Annotated in this window: 22 protein-coding genes; 15 read left to right on the top strand and 7 right to left on the bottom strand. The window is 35.8% G+C overall.

Going from position 1 to position 18717, the window contains the following annotated elements:
- The first annotated feature begins 1 nt into the window (after position 1).
- From R4Z10_RS14275 to lpdA, 3 genes are all read left to right on the top strand, one after another.
- Positions 2–979 (top strand): alpha-ketoacid dehydrogenase subunit beta, encoded by a 978-nt coding sequence (locus R4Z10_RS14275; protein WP_338469969.1) that lies wholly within the window; start codon positions 2–4, stop codon positions 977–979.
- Positions 980–1149: 170 nt separating this feature from the next.
- Positions 1150–2436 carry a dihydrolipoamide acetyltransferase family protein gene (locus tag R4Z10_RS14270; RefSeq protein ID WP_338469968.1) on the top strand — a complete coding sequence of 429 codons (1287 nt, stop codon included), beginning with the start codon at positions 1150–1152 and terminating at the stop codon, positions 2434–2436.
- 3 nt (positions 2437–2439) lie between these two features.
- Positions 2440–3855 (top strand): dihydrolipoyl dehydrogenase, encoded by a 1416-nt coding sequence (lpdA, locus tag R4Z10_RS14265; RefSeq protein WP_338469967.1) that lies wholly within the window; start codon positions 2440–2442, stop codon positions 3853–3855.
- Between the two features lie 45 nt (positions 3856–3900).
- On the opposite strand, the gene R4Z10_RS14260 is transcribed toward lpdA, so the two are convergent.
- Positions 3901–4281 carry a small peptidoglycan-associated lipoprotein gene (locus tag R4Z10_RS14260; RefSeq protein WP_338469966.1) on the bottom strand — a complete coding sequence of 127 codons (381 nt, stop codon included), beginning with the start codon at positions 4279–4281 and terminating at the stop codon, positions 3901–3903.
- Positions 4282–4830: 549 nt separating this feature from the next.
- On the opposite strand from R4Z10_RS14260, the gene R4Z10_RS14255 reads away from it, so the two are divergent.
- The gene (locus tag R4Z10_RS14255) at positions 4831–5130 is read left to right on the top strand and encodes a DUF3055 domain-containing protein (RefSeq protein ID WP_338469965.1); all 300 of its coding nucleotides are present in this window, start codon (positions 4831–4833) and stop codon (positions 5128–5130) included.
- Between the two features lie 273 nt (positions 5131–5403).
- On the top strand, positions 5404–5529 hold the full coding sequence (locus R4Z10_RS14250) for a GapA-binding peptide SR1P (RefSeq protein ID WP_338469964.1): 126 nt from the start codon (positions 5404–5406) through the stop codon (positions 5527–5529).
- An 86-nt stretch (positions 5530–5615) separates the two neighbouring features.
- Here the strand turns inward: R4Z10_RS14250 and R4Z10_RS14245 are convergent, their stop codons facing one another.
- On the bottom strand, positions 5616–7085 hold the full coding sequence (locus R4Z10_RS14245) for an aminotransferase class I/II-fold pyridoxal phosphate-dependent enzyme (RefSeq protein WP_338469963.1): 1470 nt from the start codon (positions 7083–7085) through the stop codon (positions 5616–5618).
- Between the two features lie 192 nt (positions 7086–7277).
- Between R4Z10_RS14245 and R4Z10_RS14240 the strand changes: the two genes are divergently transcribed.
- Complete coding sequence (locus R4Z10_RS14240) at positions 7278–7547, top strand: UPF0223 family protein (RefSeq protein ID WP_338469962.1); 270 nt, start codon at positions 7278–7280, stop codon at positions 7545–7547.
- A 128-nt stretch (positions 7548–7675) separates the two neighbouring features.
- Here R4Z10_RS14240 and R4Z10_RS14235 read toward each other — a convergent pair whose 3' ends face one another.
- Positions 7676–8296, bottom strand: coding sequence for a DUF1054 domain-containing protein (locus R4Z10_RS14235; protein ID WP_338469961.1), 621 nt, complete (start codon positions 8294–8296; stop codon positions 7676–7678).
- Positions 8297–8525: 229 nt separating this feature from the next.
- Between R4Z10_RS14235 and R4Z10_RS14230 the strand changes: the two genes are divergently transcribed.
- Positions 8526–8720, top strand: coding sequence for a hypothetical protein (locus tag R4Z10_RS14230; protein ID WP_338469960.1), 195 nt, complete (start codon positions 8526–8528; stop codon positions 8718–8720).
- A 186-nt stretch (positions 8721–8906) separates the two neighbouring features.
- On the top strand, positions 8907–9710 hold the full coding sequence (locus R4Z10_RS14225) for an inositol monophosphatase family protein (protein WP_338469959.1): 804 nt from the start codon (positions 8907–8909) through the stop codon (positions 9708–9710).
- Positions 9711–9729: 19 nt separating this feature from the next.
- On the opposite strand, the gene R4Z10_RS14220 is transcribed toward R4Z10_RS14225, so the two are convergent.
- Complete coding sequence (locus R4Z10_RS14220; protein ID WP_338469958.1) at positions 9730–9906, bottom strand: DUF5325 family protein; 177 nt, start codon at positions 9904–9906, stop codon at positions 9730–9732.
- 220 nt (positions 9907–10126) lie between these two features.
- Here R4Z10_RS14220 and typA point away from each other — a divergent pair, with 220 nt between their 5' ends.
- The 3 genes from typA (at position 10127) to R4Z10_RS14205 (ending at position 12697) form a co-directional block, all read left to right on the top strand.
- The gene (gene typA, locus R4Z10_RS14215; RefSeq protein ID WP_338469957.1) at positions 10127–11968 is read left to right on the top strand and encodes a translational GTPase TypA; all 1842 of its coding nucleotides are present in this window, start codon (positions 10127–10129) and stop codon (positions 11966–11968) included.
- Positions 11969–12092: 124 nt separating this feature from the next.
- Positions 12093–12413: a YlaH-like family protein gene (locus R4Z10_RS14210; RefSeq protein ID WP_338469956.1), complete on the top strand. Its 321-nt coding sequence runs from the start codon at positions 12093–12095 to the stop codon at positions 12411–12413.
- Positions 12410–12697 (top strand): hypothetical protein, encoded by a 288-nt coding sequence (locus R4Z10_RS14205; protein ID WP_338469955.1) that lies wholly within the window; start codon positions 12410–12412, stop codon positions 12695–12697. The genes R4Z10_RS14210 and R4Z10_RS14205 overlap by 4 nt, the downstream gene beginning before the upstream one ends.
- Before the next feature lie 250 nt (positions 12698–12947).
- On the opposite strand, the gene R4Z10_RS14200 is transcribed toward R4Z10_RS14205, so the two are convergent.
- Complete coding sequence (locus R4Z10_RS14200) at positions 12948–13151, bottom strand: YlaI family protein (protein ID WP_338469954.1); 204 nt, start codon at positions 13149–13151, stop codon at positions 12948–12950.
- A gap of 189 nt (positions 13152–13340) precedes the next feature.
- Between R4Z10_RS14200 and R4Z10_RS14195 the strand changes: the two genes are divergently transcribed.
- On the top strand, positions 13341–13796 hold the full coding sequence (locus R4Z10_RS14195) for a pyridoxamine 5'-phosphate oxidase family protein (protein ID WP_338469953.1): 456 nt from the start codon (positions 13341–13343) through the stop codon (positions 13794–13796).
- Between the two features lie 37 nt (positions 13797–13833).
- On the opposite strand, the gene R4Z10_RS14190 is transcribed toward R4Z10_RS14195, so the two are convergent.
- A complete protein-coding gene (locus R4Z10_RS14190; protein ID WP_338469952.1) occupies positions 13834–14427 on the bottom strand; it encodes a YhcN/YlaJ family sporulation lipoprotein in 594 nt (197 codons plus the stop codon).
- Positions 14428–14722: 295 nt separating this feature from the next.
- Between R4Z10_RS14190 and R4Z10_RS14185 the strand changes: the two genes are divergently transcribed.
- A complete protein-coding gene (locus R4Z10_RS14185; RefSeq protein ID WP_338469951.1) occupies positions 14723–16051 on the top strand; it encodes a PhoH family protein in 1329 nt (442 codons plus the stop codon).
- A gap of 53 nt (positions 16052–16104) precedes the next feature.
- Here R4Z10_RS14185 and R4Z10_RS14180 read toward each other — a convergent pair whose 3' ends face one another.
- Positions 16105–16605 (bottom strand): peptidyl-prolyl cis-trans isomerase, encoded by a 501-nt coding sequence (locus R4Z10_RS14180; protein ID WP_338469950.1) that lies wholly within the window; start codon positions 16603–16605, stop codon positions 16105–16107.
- A gap of 196 nt (positions 16606–16801) precedes the next feature.
- On the opposite strand from R4Z10_RS14180, the gene R4Z10_RS14175 reads away from it, so the two are divergent.
- Both R4Z10_RS14175 and R4Z10_RS14170 read left to right on the top strand, forming a co-directional pair.
- Complete coding sequence (locus R4Z10_RS14175; protein WP_338469949.1) at positions 16802–17083, top strand: YlaN family protein; 282 nt, start codon at positions 16802–16804, stop codon at positions 17081–17083.
- A gap of 402 nt (positions 17084–17485) precedes the next feature.
- Positions 17486–18694, top strand: a complete 1209-nt coding sequence (locus R4Z10_RS14170) for an FtsW/RodA/SpoVE family cell cycle protein (protein ID WP_338469948.1) — start codon at positions 17486–17488, stop codon at positions 18692–18694.
- Positions 18695–18717 lie beyond the last annotated feature (23 nt).

Here is an 18717-nt window from a genome sequence, read left to right as displayed (position 1 = left end):
CATGGCGCAAATGACAATGATTCAGGCAATCACTGATGCGTTACGCGTAGAACTTAAAAATGATCCAAATGTATTAATATTTGGTGAGGACGTAGGCGTTAACGGTGGCGTATTCCGAGCAACTGAAGGTTTACAAAAAGAATTTGGGGAAGACCGTGTCTTTGATACACCACTTGCAGAATCAGGTATTGGTGGCTTAGCATTTGGTTTAAGTTTACAAGGATACCGCCCAGTTCCAGAGATCCAATTCTTTGGGTTTGTATTTGAGGTGTTTGATCAAATTGCTGGACAAATGGCACGTTTGCGCTATCGTACTGGCGGCAAGTTTAATGCACCAGTAACGATTCGTTCTCCTTTTGGTGGCGGTGTACACACACCAGATATGCACGCTGATAGTTTAGAAGGATTAATGGCTCAAACACCGGGTGTTAAAGTTGTAATTCCTTCAACACCATATGATGCAAAAGGTTTATTAATTTCTGCGATTCGTGACAATGACCCGGTTATATTCCTTGAGCATATGAAATTATATCGTTCATTCCGTCAAGAGGTTCCAGAAGGTGAATACACGATCCCGTTAGGCAAAGCTGAAGTAAAGCGCGAAGGCAGTGACCTAACAATTATTACTTATGGAGCAATGGTTCATGATTCACTAAAAGCTGCTGAAGAACTTGAAAAAGAAGGTTACTCTGCTGAAGTTATTGATTTACGTACAGTAAGTCCGCTTGACATTGAGACAATCATCGCATCTGTTGAAAAAACTGGTCGTGCCATTGTTGTTCAAGAGGCACAGAAACAAGCAGGCGTAGCGGCTAACGTTGTTGCTGAGATTAACGATCGATCAATTCTAAGTCTTGAAGCACCGGTATTACGTGTGACTGCTCCAGACACGGTATTTGCATTCCCACAAGCTGAATCTGTCTGGTTACCAAACCACAAAGACATTATTGAAACAGCAAAGAAAGTCTTAACTTTCTAATTCATTGAAAAGATATGCCCTGCATATAGTTGATTCCTTTATTACAAAATAAGAAGGTTAGTCGATTTGCAGGGCTTGAATAAAGAATAATGAAAAGAGAAAATAAGTTAAGTTTTTTCAGTGTATTTTTATGAATACATAGGAACAGACGAATGTAGGAGGGAAATTTAATGTCATTTCAATTTAAAATGCCAGACATTGGTGAAGGGATTCATGAGGGCGAAATTGTTAAATGGTTTGTAAAACCAGGGGATAAGGTTCAAGAAGATGACGTTCTATGTGAAGTTCAGAATGATAAAGCAGTAGTTGAAATTCCATCTCCAGTTGAAGGAACGGTAGAAGAAGTATTAGTTGGAGAAGGTACAGTAGCAACAGTTGGACAAACACTAATTACATTTGATGCACCTGGATATGAAGATTTAGTATTCAAAGGTGATGAAGGGGAAGAAGAAGCACCTAAAGAAGAGGTTAAACCTGAAGCAGCTCAGTCAGAATCTACGAATGCTCCAGCAGCACAAGCTGAAGTGGATCCAAATCGTCGTGTTATTGCTATGCCTTCTGTTCGTAAATACGCGCGTGAAAAGGGTGTCGACATTCGTCAAGTGGCTGGATCTGGAGATAATGGCCGTGTATTAAAAAGTGATATTGATGCTCACCTAAATGGTGGAGTCTCTACAGCAGCCGCTGAGACAGTAACAGAAACTGCTGGGATCGAAGAAACTGCTGCCGCTCCAACACCAATTCCTGAAGGTCAGTACCCAGAAACTCGGGAGAAATTAAGTGGTATCCGTAAAGCAATTGCAAAGGCAATGGTTAATTCGAAACATACGGCTCCACATGTAACATTAATGGACGAAGTTGATGTTACAAAACTTGTTGCACATCGTAAAAAGTTTAAAGAAGTAGCTGCAAATAAAGGAATTAAATTAACATTCCTTCCATATGTAGTTAAAGCTTTAACAAGTGCATTGCGTGAATTCCCAGCGTTGAATACTTCACTTGATGATGCGACACAAGAAATTGTTCATAAGCACTATTATAATATTGGAATTGCTGCAGATACTGACAAAGGATTATTGGTACCTGTTGTTAAAGATGCAGATCGTAAATCAATTTTTAACATTTCGAATGAAATTAACGAACTAGCATCTAAGGCTCGTGACGGAAAGCTTGCTCCAGATGAAATGAAAGGTGCTTCATGTACAATTTCAAATATCGGATCTGCTGGCGGGCAATGGTTTACACCGGTAATCAATCATCCGGAGGTAGCAATTCTTGGAATTGGACGTATCGCAGAAAAGCCGATTGTTAAAGATGGTGAGATTGTTGCGGCTCCTGTTTTAGCGTTATCATTAAGTTTCGATCATCGTATGATAGACGGAGCAACAGGACAGAATGCATTAAATCACATTAAACGTTTATTAAATGATCCTGAACTTTTATTAATGGAGGCGTAAAACATGGTTGTAGGAGATTTCCCAATTGAAACAGATACAATCGTCATTGGTGCAGGCCCTGGCGGTTATGTAGCAGCAATTCGTGCGGCTCAGTTAGGTCAAAAGGTAACAATAGTTGAAAAAGAATATGTTGGCGGAGTTTGCTTAAATGTTGGGTGTATTCCATCAAAAGCACTGATCTCTACTGGTCATCGATATGAAACTGCCAAGGATTCTGAAAAATTTGGTATAAAAGCTGACAATGTAACACTAGATTTTTCAAAGGTACAAGAGTTCAAATCTAGTGTAGTGAATAAACTAGTTGGCGGGGTAGAAGGGTTATTAAAAGGGAATAAAGTTGAAATTGCTCGTGGAGAAGCGTTTTTTGTTGACAGCAACTCTTTAAAAGTAATGACTGAATCTTCTTCTCAAACTTACAATTTTAAAAATGCTATTATCGCAACAGGGTCTCGCCCAATAGAGTTACCTACATTTAAGTATTCAAAACGCGTGCTCAATTCAACAGGTGCTCTTAATTTACAAGAAGTACCGAATAAAATTGTTATTATTGGCGGCGGTGTGATCGGTGTTGAGCTTGGAACTGCATATGCGAACTTTGGTTCTCAAGTTACCATTTTAGAAGGTGCTAATGACATTTTAAGTGTTGGTTTCGAAAAACAAATGGCAGCACTTGTAAAGCGTTCCTTGAAGAAAAAGGGTGCAGAAATTTATACAAAAGCCTTAGCTAAAGGTGTAGAAGAAACAGAAAATGGTGTTGTAGTTACAGCTGAAATTAAAGGTGAAGAAAAGAAATTTGAAGCGGATTACGTATTTGTCATGGTTGGTCGTCGTCCAAACACAGATGAAATGGGCTTAGAACAAGCTGGTGTTAAAATGAATGAGCGAGGCATTATCGAAATTGATAAGCAATGTCGCACAAGTGTCAGCAACATTTATGCAATTGGTGATGTCGTGCCTGGTCCTCAATTAGCCCATAAAGCTTCTTATGAAGGAGAAATTGCTGCAGAAGCAATTGCTGGTCACTCATCTGAAATTGATTATGTTGGAATACCTGCAGTTGTTTTCTCTGATCCAGAATTAGCATCTGTTGGTTATACAGAAGCCGATGCTAAAAATGAAGGAATTGAAGTAGTAGCTGCAAAGTTCCCGTACGGTGGGAATGGACGTGCGTTATCACTTGATAGTGCAGATGGATATGTAAAATTAGTAACTCGTAAAGAAGACGGTGTTCTCATTGGTGGACAAGTAGCTGGTGCAAATGCTTCTGATATTATTTCAGAGATCGGACTAGCGGTTGAAGCAGGGATGACTGCAGAGGATATTGCATTAACGATTCATGCTCATCCAACCCTTGGAGAAATGACAATGGAAGCTGCTAAAGTAGCAATAGGAGCACCTATTCACATTCTAAAAATGTAATTAAAAAAGAAAACTGCCAATGATGATTTTCATTAGGCAGTTTTCTTACGTTTCAGACAGTACTTTAGATAGTGAAGTAATAATATCTTCCGTTGTTTTGATGCCTTCTACAACATAAATTACTTGTTCTTGATCATAGACGACGATAGCAGGACAATGATTGATGGGAAAGGTTTGTTCATAATTTTTTAAATCTATATTTGAGAGAGTTTTCATGTTGTTTATTTCTTCTGGAAAATCCTTTTTTAAGACAATGATTGCATTATAATAAGGGACTTCATTCTCATATTCTTCTTTATCTGAGAAAAAGAAAACTTGTATTTTATTTTCCTCGCTCTGCCAAATCGGTGCAGGCTCTTTTTTTGTACAAGCAATACAAATGATGAGTATAGAAATCATTATGAACGTAGCTTTCCCTTTCATCATACCTATGCCTCACTTTATTTATATTCCAAATTATAACAATTACCAAATGAATTAAAGTCATCATAGCACATAATAGGGGAATCAAACCGCTTTTTTAGTAAATGTTACAGAAATGAAAAATATGCTTGATGACTTGTACATATAGTAAAGCATATGACTCTTATAATTTGTGGTGATTGCTTATGAGGATTTATACCGTTATTGTTATTCAGTTCATGATATGGAGTGGCTTTACTTTAGCCCAATGGTTATCTGAAAAAGATTGGTATGTTTATGAGATAATCATGTTTATGGTCTTTTTTTATCTTGCTGTCAAAATCGGGAACCTCTTTATTCATAGTACTAGAAGAACATTATATACGACGTTGATCAGTTTAGGTTTGTACGAAATATTTCACATTTCTTTATTTAATGAACTTTTAAACAAGTTACCAATTTTGTAATAATTTATTGACAAATTTTAGAACATTTGAAAAAGATAATATTCAAAGTGTATTTTCTAAAATATAATTAGAGATAGTAACTCCATAAGGGGAGGGGGAAATAAATATGGAACAGTTTGAGAAATTATATGAAGAAGATGAAAATGTTAAGGTTCGGTTTATTGGTTTTACAACTGAGTTAGCACGCTATGATTTTGGAATTGTATATACAAACCAATTCTTTGGAAAACCTCTCGTCGTTTGTATGCAAACAGGCCGTTCAACAATTCTTGATCCAGAAGACCTTCATGATATAGATTATTTGATGTCGGTATTTAAAATGAGTGACTATCAACAAGCCGTTGAATTAGCCGAGTTTTTTACGGAGACTTTACCAAGTGCGTCACTCCAAGCGCAGTATAGTTAATCGATATATTATAGAAAGAAAGCGAAATCTATAGTGGGACAGAAAATGTTCCTAATGGATTACGCTTTTTTTTATTTGTATCTAAAAGTCTTGATTTGTTGTAGTTTTTTGCGGGACAAAAAATGTACCGGTAGGATATAATTAGTCCAACACATTTAACCAAATGTGTTATACTTTTTGCTTGATTTTTTAATAGTGTTATATTATTATATATTTACAGAAAAGGTAAAGCGTTTTCTTATAAAACCAATGAGATGATGAGGAGATGGAAAAATGGGCACTATCGTATGTCAAGAATGCAATGCAACAATCGATTATTTCGAGGATGAGAAAGTAACTGTCCTATATTCATCCAACTGTAACTGCAAAGGTCATGAACACCATAATCATGAAAAGTAATTTATAAACTGTTATATTTAATGCATGTGTAAACATGCTTTTTTTTTTTTTGCATAGAAAAAAGGCTGTCAACAATTTGACAGCCTTTATCTAATTGCGTGATGCTCTTTAATCACTCGAAGCATTCTAAAATCAAAATCTTCAGGTCCCTGGACTGGGAGCCCAGCATCTCGGTTCTTTTTAATATAAACTAAATTTTCGTTTGTTATGATTTCACCAGGAATAAAAATCGGGATTCCAGGTGGATAGACCATTATAAATTCTGCAATAATTCTCCCTTCAGATTCATCGATAGGTACCAGTTCAGTTTCTGTATAAAAAGCATCTCGTGGTGTAACGGCCAGAATTGGAATCTCAGGTAAAAGCACTTGTGTTTGTGTCTTTGCAGCAAGTGTTGCTCTCTCATTACTTAGCCGGGCTAACGCTTTAAGAAGCACATCCGCTTCCTCTTTAGAGTCACCGGGAGTGATTAAACAAAGAATATTATATAGGTCGGACATTTCAACTTCGATTTGATATTGTTCTCTTAACCACATTTCAACATCGTATCCAGACAGACCTAAATCTTTTACCGAAATAATTAATTTGGTAGGGTCGTAATCAAAAGCAGCGTCTCTTTCTAGAATCTCATCCCCTACACAATAGAGGTGATCTAATTCATTAATCCCTTTTCGGATGTAGTTTGCTAGCTGGATCGTCCGGTCTAATTGTTGTTTACCTGACGTTGCTAATTCTTTTCTAGCAACATCTAGGGATGCTAATAATAAATAAGAGGTTGATGTCGTGGTAAGCATACTAAGAATCGACCGCACTCTTTTGTGTGAAACCCGTTTGCCTTTTACATTTAAAATCGAGCTTTGTGTCATAGACCCGCCTAGCTTGTGAACGCTAGTTGCAGCCATATCTGCTCCTGCTTGCATAGCTGATAATGGTAAATCATCGTGAAAATGGATATGGACTCCATGGGCTTCGTCCACTAATACTGGAATATCGTATGAATGAGCAATCTCTACAATACCTTTTAAATCAGCAGCAATTCCGAAATATGTTGGGTTAATCACTAGAACTGCTTTGGCATCTGGATATTCATGAAGAGCCCGTTTTAGTGAATCTTTTGTTATGCCATGGGAAATCCCAAGATGTTCATCAATTTCTGGGTGAATGAAAATCGGAATCGCCCCTGAAAAGATAATCGCCGACATGACAGACTTATGGACATTACGAGGAACAATAATCTTATCCCCAGGCCCACAAACAGACATGATCATTGCCATAATTGCACCGCTTGTCCCTTGGACGGAAAAAAAAGTGTGATCTGCACCGAAGGCTTCTGCTGCCAGATCTTGTGCTTCTTTAATAATCCCTTTTGGCTGATGCAAATCATCAAGGGGCCCAATATTAATTAAGTCAATAGAAAGAGCGTTATCACCAATGAATTCTCTGAATTCAGGTGCAACACCTTTTCCTTTTTTATGTCCAGGTATATGAAATTGAATAGGGTTCTTTTGGGAATGTTGAAGTAATCCGCTAAATAACGGTGTATATGATTGATTCAATTGCTTCTAACACCTCTTTATATAAAAATTCAAGTAAAACAAATGAATTATAGCACTATTGCATTCTTTTGCCTAGAAAAATTTGAGTATATGAAATGAAAATGATTTAATAGGTATTGTTATCCCTTCCTTAGTTTAAAAACTTTATGGAAAATTAAACATGTATGCAAATTAAAGCAAAGGGTGAAGAGAATGGAGTATCAATATCCAATCGATTCTGATTGGTCAACCGAAGAAATTATAGATGTGGTTCATTTCTTTCAAGCCATCGAACAAGCCTATGAAACGGGGGTGGAACGGGCTAAGCTGTTAACTATCTATAATCGATTTAAGGAAATTGTACCGAGTAAAGCTCAGGAAAAAACAATTTGCGGGGAATTTGAAGACGTCAGTGGGTATTCTTCCTATCGAACAATTAAAAAGGCAAAAGAAGAAAATTCTGGATCAATCATAAGAATGTAATCTTGATGGTGTGCATATATTAGAAAACAAACTCAAAAACCTCCTAATCTTAATCGAACATTAGGAGGTTTGTTGCCCAAATTTATCATATGTCTTACCGAAAAGATATATGCCAACGGAATTAGTGATTAAAGCATTTTGTAAAGGGGAGATAAGACGGTGAAAACAGTTTGCATTTGATCGAGTAGTTGTTGGACGGATAATTGAGCCGCCTTTTCTCTTGGGATTTGATAGCCACACAGAATTTCTGCCTTTTTCACCGATTGTAAACGGACAAACATTTTAGTCATGTCCTCTTTAGATAGGTCTTTGTGATTTAGAACTTCTGGTTTCATATGATCAAGAGACCATACAAAATCCTTTGGAACATGTGAGTATATTGAATCTATATTTTCTTGAAAGGTCAAACCGAATTCTGTTTTACGTGGTGCTTCATATATAATGGCAAACCAAATAAACAGATGGGTTCCCCATAATCCTATTTGAAAATGAGGTAACATTTTATACCCTCTAGGATTACTGGCAAAAGCAACCCAAGTATCATTTGGCGGATTTATTGTCCTTCTCGCATGTTTAGCAACATGAGGGTAAATTTCTTCCCCTAACATGGTTGACAACGTAGGTGCGAAATGGTTTCCTAAAAACTCCAGTTTTGGTCGGACATGGGTTTTTAACGCTTCCATACGTGGTTCTAATCCATCTATTGAAAAAACATTAAAATCTGTATTTGTGAAACCATTAAAAGACACTCAAAAAAACCTCCTCTTTTTTAGTATTTTACCACATCCATGTACAACTGCGAATAATGAGGGTTGTCTAATAGAAATTGGTTCTTGAATTGTTAATTCAATTGACTAACTTTAATAGGCAAATGTGCAAATTAGTTGCAAGAATAGTATTTTCAACATAATATATGATTACAATAGTCAGAGTATTGAAAAACAAAAGGCTAAATTCAATGGAAGGGGTGTATGATCAATGAAACAAGTGATGAACTCAATTAAAGGGAAAGCCATTGAAAAGGAAAGAAAGGCTATTTTAAAGATGGAAATGGATTATGAGTTAGCGGTTTTATTTGAGGCTATGGGAGAGAATAATGAGCTAAAGAAGAAGAAAAGTAAAGAGAAACTTGAAAAAATCAGGCAGGAACTTCTTACTTTAAAAGCATTGTAATTGATCAAAGGAGACAAAATAAAAAATGGTTAATACATTTAAGGATTAGAAACGAACTCTCTTAAAAAGATAAGGGGTTCGTTTTTTTTATTGTAGTTTTGGGAAGTTGGTTTTGAAGGTGGAAATAGTATAAAATATAAAATAAGAAATATATTGGATTATATCAAGTATGACGGAGGTAAAGGAATGACAAATTGGGATGAGATCGATGTGTTTGCTAAAGAATGGATAAAAGCTGCAGGCTCTTTAATAAAGGAGTCTTTCTCTAAAGAACTAGTTATCACTACGAAATCAAATAAAAATGACTTAGTGACAGAAATTGATCGAAATACCGAAAAGTTCTTTATCGATAAAATTAGGGAAACCTATCCAGATCATAAAATTTTAGGAGAAGAAGGTTTAGGGGATACCATTTCTTCCTTGGAAGGCATTGTGTGGATTATTGACCCGATTGATGGGACCATGAATTTTGTACATATGCAGAGAAACTTTGCAATCTCCATTGGTATTTTTGAAAATGGAATTGGAAAAGTTGGTCTTGTCTATGATGTAGTGCATGATGAATTATATCATGCTAAAAAGGGACAAGGCGCCTTTTTAAATGAGTTAGAACTGGAACCATTACAAACAGCCACTGTTTCAGAAGGGATCCTTGGGCTAAACCCTACGTGGATTATTGAAAATAAACGAATTGATCATAATATGTTAGTCCCGCTTGTGAAAGATGTACGTGGAACGAGAAATTATGGGAGTGCAGCTTTAGAAATAGCCTATGTCGCAGCAGGCCGGTTAGATGCTTATATTTCCCCACGGTTATCTCCATGGGATTATGGGGGTGGGAAAGTGTTAGTAGAAGAATTAGGGGGGATTGCAACGGATTTAAAAGGTAAACCTCTTGATTTATTGAGTACTACAACTGTTTTTATCTCTAAACCAGGACTTCATGGGGAAGTAATGAGCCAATATTTACAGAATGGGAATTGGTCATAAGCAGAAAAAAGAGGCTGTTTTAAACAGACTCTTTTTCACGCATTTTTTTCTTTTTTGAAAACCCAATCCCCATAATACATAGAAGTAACAAAACACTTGCTATCATTCCGGCGATGCTCTCCTCGGCAATCGCGACACCTAAGCCAATAAAGCAGATCGTTCCTAAAATTGCTAACATTAAAAAGAAAAATTTCATTTTCTCCCACCTTTCCCTAAGTTATACGTTACAACTATTTTTAAAATTTTACAATAATGGAAATTATCAATCCTCTATTTTGTAAAAAAAAATTATAGGTTTCTATATCAATTGTGATATAATATTTCAGTTAAGTGAATGGACATCATAATCGTTAAGTGATGATTATGATTTTATATATAAATTTGATTCACCTTATTTAAGGCAGGAGGACATTTAGTTGAAAATCAGAGAAGATATTAGAAACATTGCAATTATTGCTCACGTTGACCATGGTAAAACAACATTAGTAGATCAATTATTAAAACAAGCAGGTACATTCCGCTCAAACGAACATGTAGAAGAACGAGCGATGGACTCAGGTGATATTGAAAGAGAACGCGGAATTACAATTTTAGCTAAAAACACTGCGATTCAATATAAAGATAAAAAAATTAATATTCTAGACACTCCAGGACACGCTGACTTTGGTGGTGAAGTAGAACGGATCATGAAAATGGTGGATGGCGTATTATTGGTTGTTGATGCATACGAAGGGACGATGCCACAGACACGATTCGTATTGAAAAAAGCTTTAGAACAAAATTTAACACCGATTGTGGTTGTCAATAAGATCGACCGTGACTTTGCTCGTCCTGCTGAAGTAGTAGATGAAGTCATCGACCTTTTTATTGAGCTTGATGCAACAGAAGAACAATTAGATTTTCCAGTTGTTTATGCTTCTGGGATTAATGGAACTGCAAGCCTTAATCCTGACAAGCAAGATGATAACATGCAAGTGTTGTACGATATGATTATCGAGAAAATCCCTGCACCTGTTGATAATCGTGAGGAACCTCTACAATTTCAGGTAGCTCTTCTAGATTATAATGAATTTGTCGGAAGGATTGGGATTGGTCGTGTATTCCGTGGCACAATTAAAGTAGGTCAACAAGTAGCTTTAATGAAATTAGATGGATCTGTTAAGCAATTTAGAGTGACGAAATTAATGGGATTCTCCGGACTAAAACGATTAGAAATCCAAGAAGCTCATGCAGGTGATTTAATTGCTGTGTCTGGTATGGAAGACATCAATGTTGGTGAAACCGTTTGTCCAGTCGAACATCAAGAAGCATTACCTCTAATGCGAATTGACGAACCAACCTTGCAAATGGAATTTGTCGTTAATAACAGCCCATTTGCAGGCCGGGAAGGAAAGTATGTAACTTCTCGAAAAATTGAAGAGAGACTGCGCGAACAACTTCATACGGATGTAAGTTTACGAGTTGATAACACTGATTCACCAGACGCATGGATTGTTTCTGGGCGCGGCGAGTTACATTTATCGATTTTAATTGAAAACATGCGTCGAGAAGGCTTTGAACTCCAAGTGTCAAAACCGGAAGTGATTGTACGAGTAATCGATGGAGTTCGTTGTGAACCGGTTGAACGTGTTCAAATTGATGTTCCAGAAGAGCATACAGGTGCTGTCATGGAGTCGATGGGTGCCCGTAAAGGTGAAATGTTGGATATGATTAATAATGGAAATGGCCAAGTTCGACTGATCTTTAATGTACCAGCTAGGGGGTTAATCGGCTATTCAACTGAATTTTTAACGTTAACTCATGGTTACGGAATTCTCAACCATACGTTTGACAGTTATCAACCGATGCAGCAAGGTCAAGTTGGTGGAAGACGTCAAGGGGTGCTTGTTTCAATGGAAAATGGAAAAGCATCTACTTATGGCATCATGCAAGTTGAAGACCGAGGTGTTATTTTCGTTGAACCTGGTACTGAAATTTATGAAGGAATGATTGTTGGGGAACATAACCGTGAAAACGATCTTACGGTCAATATTACAAAAACAAAACAACAGACAAACGTTCGTTCCGCAACAAAAGATCAAACGTCAACTATTAAAAGACCGCGTATCTTAACTTTAGAAGAATCGTTAGAATATCTAAATGATGATGAGTATTGCGAGGTAACACCAAAATCGATTCGGTTACGTAAAAAAATCTTGAATAAAAATGAACGTGAAAAAGCGGCTAAGAAGAAGAAAAGTGCTGAAATAGAAGCGTAAAATGGGTAAAAAAGGGAGACATGATTTGGGTGTCTCCCTTTTGTTGATTCTAATATTTGAAATAGTAAGTCTTTTCATAGTATAGTAGATGAAAAGAATGATACCGGTGAGGGAGGGTTGACAAGTGTTAGATGTTACCGAAAGATTGTCTTTTTTTGCGGCTCTTTATAAAGTAGATGTTAATTCAGATTTAGGTATGTGGCTTTTATATATTACAATTTTATTATTATGTATCCTCGTATATAAACTAGGCTTTTCCCAAAAACTTCCCTTGCTAAAATCGATTCTTATATATGTATTTTTAATTTTAGGATGTACGTTTTTGAGTTTTTTAGGTATTTTTCTACCGATTACAGAGGGACTTGTTGTTGCAGCACTTATATTAATTATTTACAAGATTCGTCTGCATCGACATAAAAATGCAAATGAGGGGAAAACACTATGAAATCGATTCAAGACAGTCTCTATAACTGGTTAACCATTAAAGTCGTTTTTGATGATCGACCAGAAGATATTGCCGCTAGTGAGACAGAAGAGATGTTTCGCAATTTATTACAACAAGAACATGGGATTGCCAATATGATAATCAATCATGACGAGGATTTTTATTACATTACATATACTCATGCTGAAAAAGACAGTCAAGTCCGGTTTCCGAGAGAGTTGATTGAAGTCATGTTAAACCAAATAAACGAAAACCCTGATAGGTATAAAATTTACCCCAAATAAAGACGCAAAGACCCTAAAGGTGATATAAACCTAGGGTCTTTACCCGTGTTACGTTTTATTAGGATTAACAGGCAGTGTCCCTGTCTTCTAAGTACAAAAATTCAAGATAGGGGGGATAGCTTCCCGTAAAGCTTTAAAATAATAAACAAAACTTAATACGCCTGCGGAAACGTATGTGCCCAGCAAGCTGTAGGCCTGGACTTTCCATCAACGAGGGGATGGAAAAAAACGCCACTGAAGGAAGGTTCACTTATTCCCAATCATCTTTTTGCTGTTTACTCCTATATAGATGAAAATTTCCAGTCTCAACTCTCTCTTGGGTTCTAGCAGTAATTCGATCTGAACAAGGTTGGCACATATACGTATGAATCGGTCGATTCCGTAATCGTTTTGCCAGATAACTATCGTCTTTAATATTCTCTATTTTATCGCAGATCACGCATTTAACTCTCATGCAAAAGCACCTCAGGTCTAATTATTCAAAAATTATGTTCATCTTTATAATAAAAGATATTATATATGCTATTATTTCCATTATATAATATCTTTTTATATGTTTCGACTTTTTTTGATATCTGTTTTTGTCTATCGTTGAAAGGATACGGTTTTAATTATATGATTATAATGAAAAGGAGGATTTTTCATGGCGAACCTAATTGAACCTGAATTAACATTACCATTATTACAGTCATTACAAAGTGAACGCTTTGCCTTGTTATCTACCATTGACCATGAATCAGGAAGTCCGTATGTAAGTGCCATTTCTTGGTTGTATGCAAAAGATCCACACACTGTATTTATTGCGGTTAATCATCGATCTCAAATTGTTAAAAATATTAAAAGTAATTTTAAAGTTGTATTAAACGTAGTTGCCCTTGAATCAACATATTCAATCACTAGTGAGGCGCTTATCATACAAGATCAAATCAAAGATATTTCTTTAAATCTATCCTTAATTCAATTGAATGTAAAAGAAGTAAAGGATGTCATGTTTTACGGGGCAAAAATGACTACTGTTCCTAAATATAGTAAAACCTATGACTTAGAAGCGGCAAAAAAGTTAGACCAACAAGTCATGGAAGCGTTAAAAAAAGCTTAAGTTTTATGACTTAAGCTTTTTTTATAGGGATTAGACTTTACTGTTTATAATGATTAGATTGTTCTTGTTGTTGTCTTTCTAGATTTTGTCTATCAGACTGATTTAATGTCTTTTTTGGTACCTCGGTTGGGGCATTTTGCTTCGGATCTTCTAAATCTGCTGGGATTTCGGGTATTAACCGTCCGGCAATATCGGATAACTCATTCATAATACCTTCGATTGGTTCACCTTTTCTGATATCTTCTCCAATCTCTTTTAAACGAGCATTTATATCTGGGTCTGCTACGACAATGGCACTAGCCCCATGCGGATCTTTTTTTAAACTTTCAGCTACAGAATACTTGATGGATCCAACCTCAGAACGATCTAAGTCTTTATTAACATCAATTCCAACAATGGCATAATTACCTAAAACTACAGCTGTTGCATCATTTACTTTTGGAATACTAGTTGCCAAGTCGGTTAGGTGTTTTGACACTTGTTGGCCGGTTTGTTTATCAACATGTTGAATTGTACTATTTTTCACATTGAACGTATTTTGATTGTTATGATTCCTCGCTGTTTCTTCATTTTTTCCTGTACAACCAAATAAAACAAATAAACTAATAACGACCACTAAATATACTTTCATGTGGAACATCTCCTTATTTTTCATTTGTAACGAAGAGGCTATTTACTATAAAAGTTAAAATCATTATTAGATATTGTGCGAAATATCTTCTATCTTTATGCGAAAAAACATATATTTTACCAAGGTTAAAACTATCTATAGTTAGCACATAAAATGAAGGGGTGTGACAACCTGAAAAAAACCTCATTTATTGGGCTCTAAATCGGAGAATTGTACAACTCTGCGTATGTATTTCTTTAGGGGAAAAGAGAACGCATCACAGCAAATAAAACACATAGGAGCAGGAGGCATCAGTTTGAGTAAAATATACGTGTTAGATACCAATGTGTTATTGCAAGATCCATATGCAATTTATTCGTTTGAAGAGAATGAAGTGATTATTCCAGCAGTTGTTCTTGAAGAAATAGATTCAAAAAAAAGATACATGGATGAAATCGGAAGAAATGCGAGACAGGTTGCTAGAATAATTGATGGAATGCGAAAAACAGGCAGATTACATGAAGGAATTCCTCTGGAAAATGGCGGTGATCTTCGCATTGAATTAAATCACCGATCCTTTCAGCAATTACAGGAAGTTTTTATTGAAAAAACAAATGATAATCGTATTTTAGCAGTAGCGAAAAACCTTTCATTAGAAGAAGAAACAAAGGAAAATGGAAAACAAGTAATCTTGGTGAGTAAAGATGCACTTGTTAGGGTTAAAGCGGATGCGATTGGATTATTATCAGAAGATTTTCTTAGTGATCGTGTCATAGAAAATGATCATATTTACACTGGATTTCTCAATATTTTTATTAGTACTGAATTATTAAGTCGCTTTTACGAAAAAGGAGAATTGTTATTATCCGATATAGCTAATCATCCTTTCTACCCAAATCAATTCGTTCTTTTAAAGGATGCACTTGGCTCCTCTTCTTCAGCGATTGGAATCGTTGATCAACATGGACAAAAGTTGAAAAAATTAGTTTTTGATCATGATCATATTTGGGGAATTAAGCCAAGAAATGTTCAACAAACAATGGCTGTAGAATTATTGTTGCGTAATGAAGTCCCACTCGTTACTTTAATTGGAAAAGCTGGTACAGGTAAAACATTACTGGCCCTTGCAGCAGGGTTAATGCAGACAGAGGATTTAGGTGACTACAAAAAATTATTAGTAGCGAGACCGATTGTTCCGGTAGGAAAAGATTTGGGTTATTTGCCAGGTGAAAAACAGGAGAAATTACGACCATGGATGCAGCCGATTTTTGATAATCTAGAGTTTTTATTTAATACAAAAAAACCAGGGGAACTCGAAGCGATATTGGCGGGGATGGGTTCAATTGAAGTTGAGGCTCTTACTTATATTCGTGGAAGAAGCATACCAGATCAATATATTATTATCGATGAAGCACAAAATTTAACAAAACATGAAGTCAAGACGATTTTAACGAGGGTTGGAGAAGGAAGTAAAATTGTGTTGATGGGGGATCCTGAACAAATTGATCACCCCTATTTAGATGCATATAATAACGGCCTTACATACGTGGTCGAGAAGTTTAAGGATCAGAATATTGCAGGTCATGTAAAGTTAGTAAAAGGGGAAAGGTCGGGTCTAGCTCAGCTTGCGGCCGATTTATTGTAGGAATAATAAGAAAAGGAGAAAAAGTAGTCACTTTTTCTCCTTTTCGTACGGAACTATTGAATGTCAAAACTTTGAACATTTTTAATTGGCTTATTTCTGTTGCTTCCATCTTTGAAATAAATATAAATGGGACCATCCTCTTTTAATGGTTTACCATTCGTGGAGAAACAAAAAACTAGGTCCTTAGCTTTATCGATTGGAATCAAATAATCCTGATCGCTTGAATGGACCTTAATGAACTTTGCATCGTCATATGGTTCGGAGTTTTGTAAAAAGGGAAGAAATGGGATTCCGAAGGTGCCTGTTAATAAAGATTCCTTGACCCCTTTTTTCTTAACGGTTTTTCCTTGTTGTGGAATCGTAGCTCCTTCGGTAATTTCACGATCCCAATGCTTAGAAATTGATTTCGTATATTCTTCAAGTTGATTTTGTTCTGTCGTTGTTTCTTCGAAAAAAGTATGTAGTTCAGCTTTACGGTCATCAAAAATCCATACGCTGGGATCAATTGTTATTGGAAATTTAACTTTTCCTTTTATTGCAATGATATTCTCCATAATGGCCTCCTTATAATTTAATCTTTGGTGTGTATAAATTCGTGCTGGATTATTTCTGTCAATATATTATACTTCAATCATCTATAACTTTCATAGGAGAGAATTCTGGTGAAATAGACGAATATCTTGCTTTTTTTATATAGAAAGGATAAAATTTATTAGAACGGATATTTGATCGGATTTGGAGGGGACGATTTTGACTTCTGAAACGACTCTTGACTATAAAGAAAGAGCAAGTTCATTGTTAAAGTCAGATGCAGAGAAAATTCTTCAACTTATTAAAGTTCAGATGGACAATCTGACTATGCCACAATGTCCACTCTATGAAGATGTATTAGATACACAGATGTTTGGACTTTCACGTGAAATTGACTTTGCTGTGAGATTAGGTCTTATGGATGAAGTTGAAGGTAAAAAACTTTTAAATGACTTGGAAAAGGAATTACTGCTTTTACATCAGTCGATACTAAAAAAATAAACCTAAAAACTCAAACAATCTAGTGTTTTTGTTTGAGTTTTTTTATCTATGGGTTGATGAATGTATGATCTTTCTATATGATTAAGATTAATTTTTTTCAGCAAATGCTTTTGTATCGAATCTTGCTGACAGAAATTATGTCTTCAGCGAATGTCTCGGATTTTTTGAGTAATTAACCGAGTGAACTTGCCGAAAGATCGGACGTTCTAGTTTGTTCACATTGGAAGCGTGATAAAATCCGAACGCAAATTCGTCGGATAAATTTTATTTTACATATTGCGCCAAGTTTTATTAACTAGTATGATATAAAAAATATGTTTTACCACCATGCTTCTCTCTACTAGTTGAATGATAGTATTATAGATTCATGCATTCATAATAAGTTAGATGAGGGATCGATCGATGTTTAAAAAAATATTAAAGTCATATGATTATTCGATAATTATTGTAATGGTGATGCTGATAATTTTTGGTCTGGTCATGGTGTATAGCGCTAGTATGGTCTGGGCTGTCCAACGTTATAATTATGAGAGTGATTATTTTTTTCAAAGACAAAAGCTTCATATCATCCTCTCAATGTTCGCGTTTATCTTTATTGCGTTTGTTCCGTATAAGATTTTAAAAAGCAATAAAGTTCTTATTCCGATGGTAATTTTATCTCTCGTTGGTCTAGGCGGATTATTCGTTTTTGGTCATGTGTCAGGTAATGCTTTAAGCTGGTTTAAAGTTGGCGCTTCAAGTCTCCAGCCATCGGAATTTGTCAAATTATGTGTTATCATATATTTATCTGCTGTTTATGCTAAAAAACAAACCTATATTAATGAGTTTAATAAAGGGGTTGTACCGCCTCTCGTTTATTTAGCGCTTGTTCTTGTTTTTGTAGCGATTCAACCGGATGTGGGAACAGCTGCGATCATATTTTTGATTGCTAGTACGATAATTCTATCTTCTGGTATGAGCTACCGAAATATATTTAAACTAGGTGGATTTGGGTTAATGATATCCATTCCCTTCATTCTTTTAGTAAAGGATCAGTTGTTTTCATCTGTAAGATTAGGTCGAATTTCAGCGTTTCAAGATCCATTTTTAGATGAACAAGGGTTTGGATGGCAATTGGCTAATTCTTATATTGCGCTAGGAACAGGTGGCATTAAAGGGCTAGGGCTTGGACAAAGTGTTCAAAAGCTAGGTTATTTGCCTGAGTCACACACCGACTTTATCATGGCTGTTATAGCTGAAGAGTTAGGAATATTTGGTGTGACATTTGTCCTGCTTTGTCTTAGTTACATTGTATTGCGTGGAATATTGATTGGAATTAGATGTAAGGATCCATTTGGAAGTTTACTAGCGATAGGAATTTCTTCTATGATTGGGATTCAGTCCTTTATCAACTTAGGCGGCATCTCAGGAGTTATTCCTTTAACAGGTGTCCCATTACCATTTGTTAGTTATGGTGGTTCCTCTTTATTACAGCTGTGCATCTCCATGGGGATATTAGTGAATATTTCTATGTTTGTGAATTATGAGCAAAATTATAAAGGAAAAGATAGTAAAGAACGGCCCGTTGAATCAAGGTCATTCATAACTAAAAAGTATATCTTCCGTAAATAAGTGTAGGGATTTATTCCCTCACT

This window comes from Niallia sp. XMNu-256, assembly GCF_036670015.1.
In the GTDB taxonomy this organism is placed as follows: Bacteria; Bacillota; Bacilli; order Bacillales; family Cytobacillaceae; genus Bacillus_BD.
This window is presented reverse-complemented; position numbering and strand designations above follow the sequence as displayed.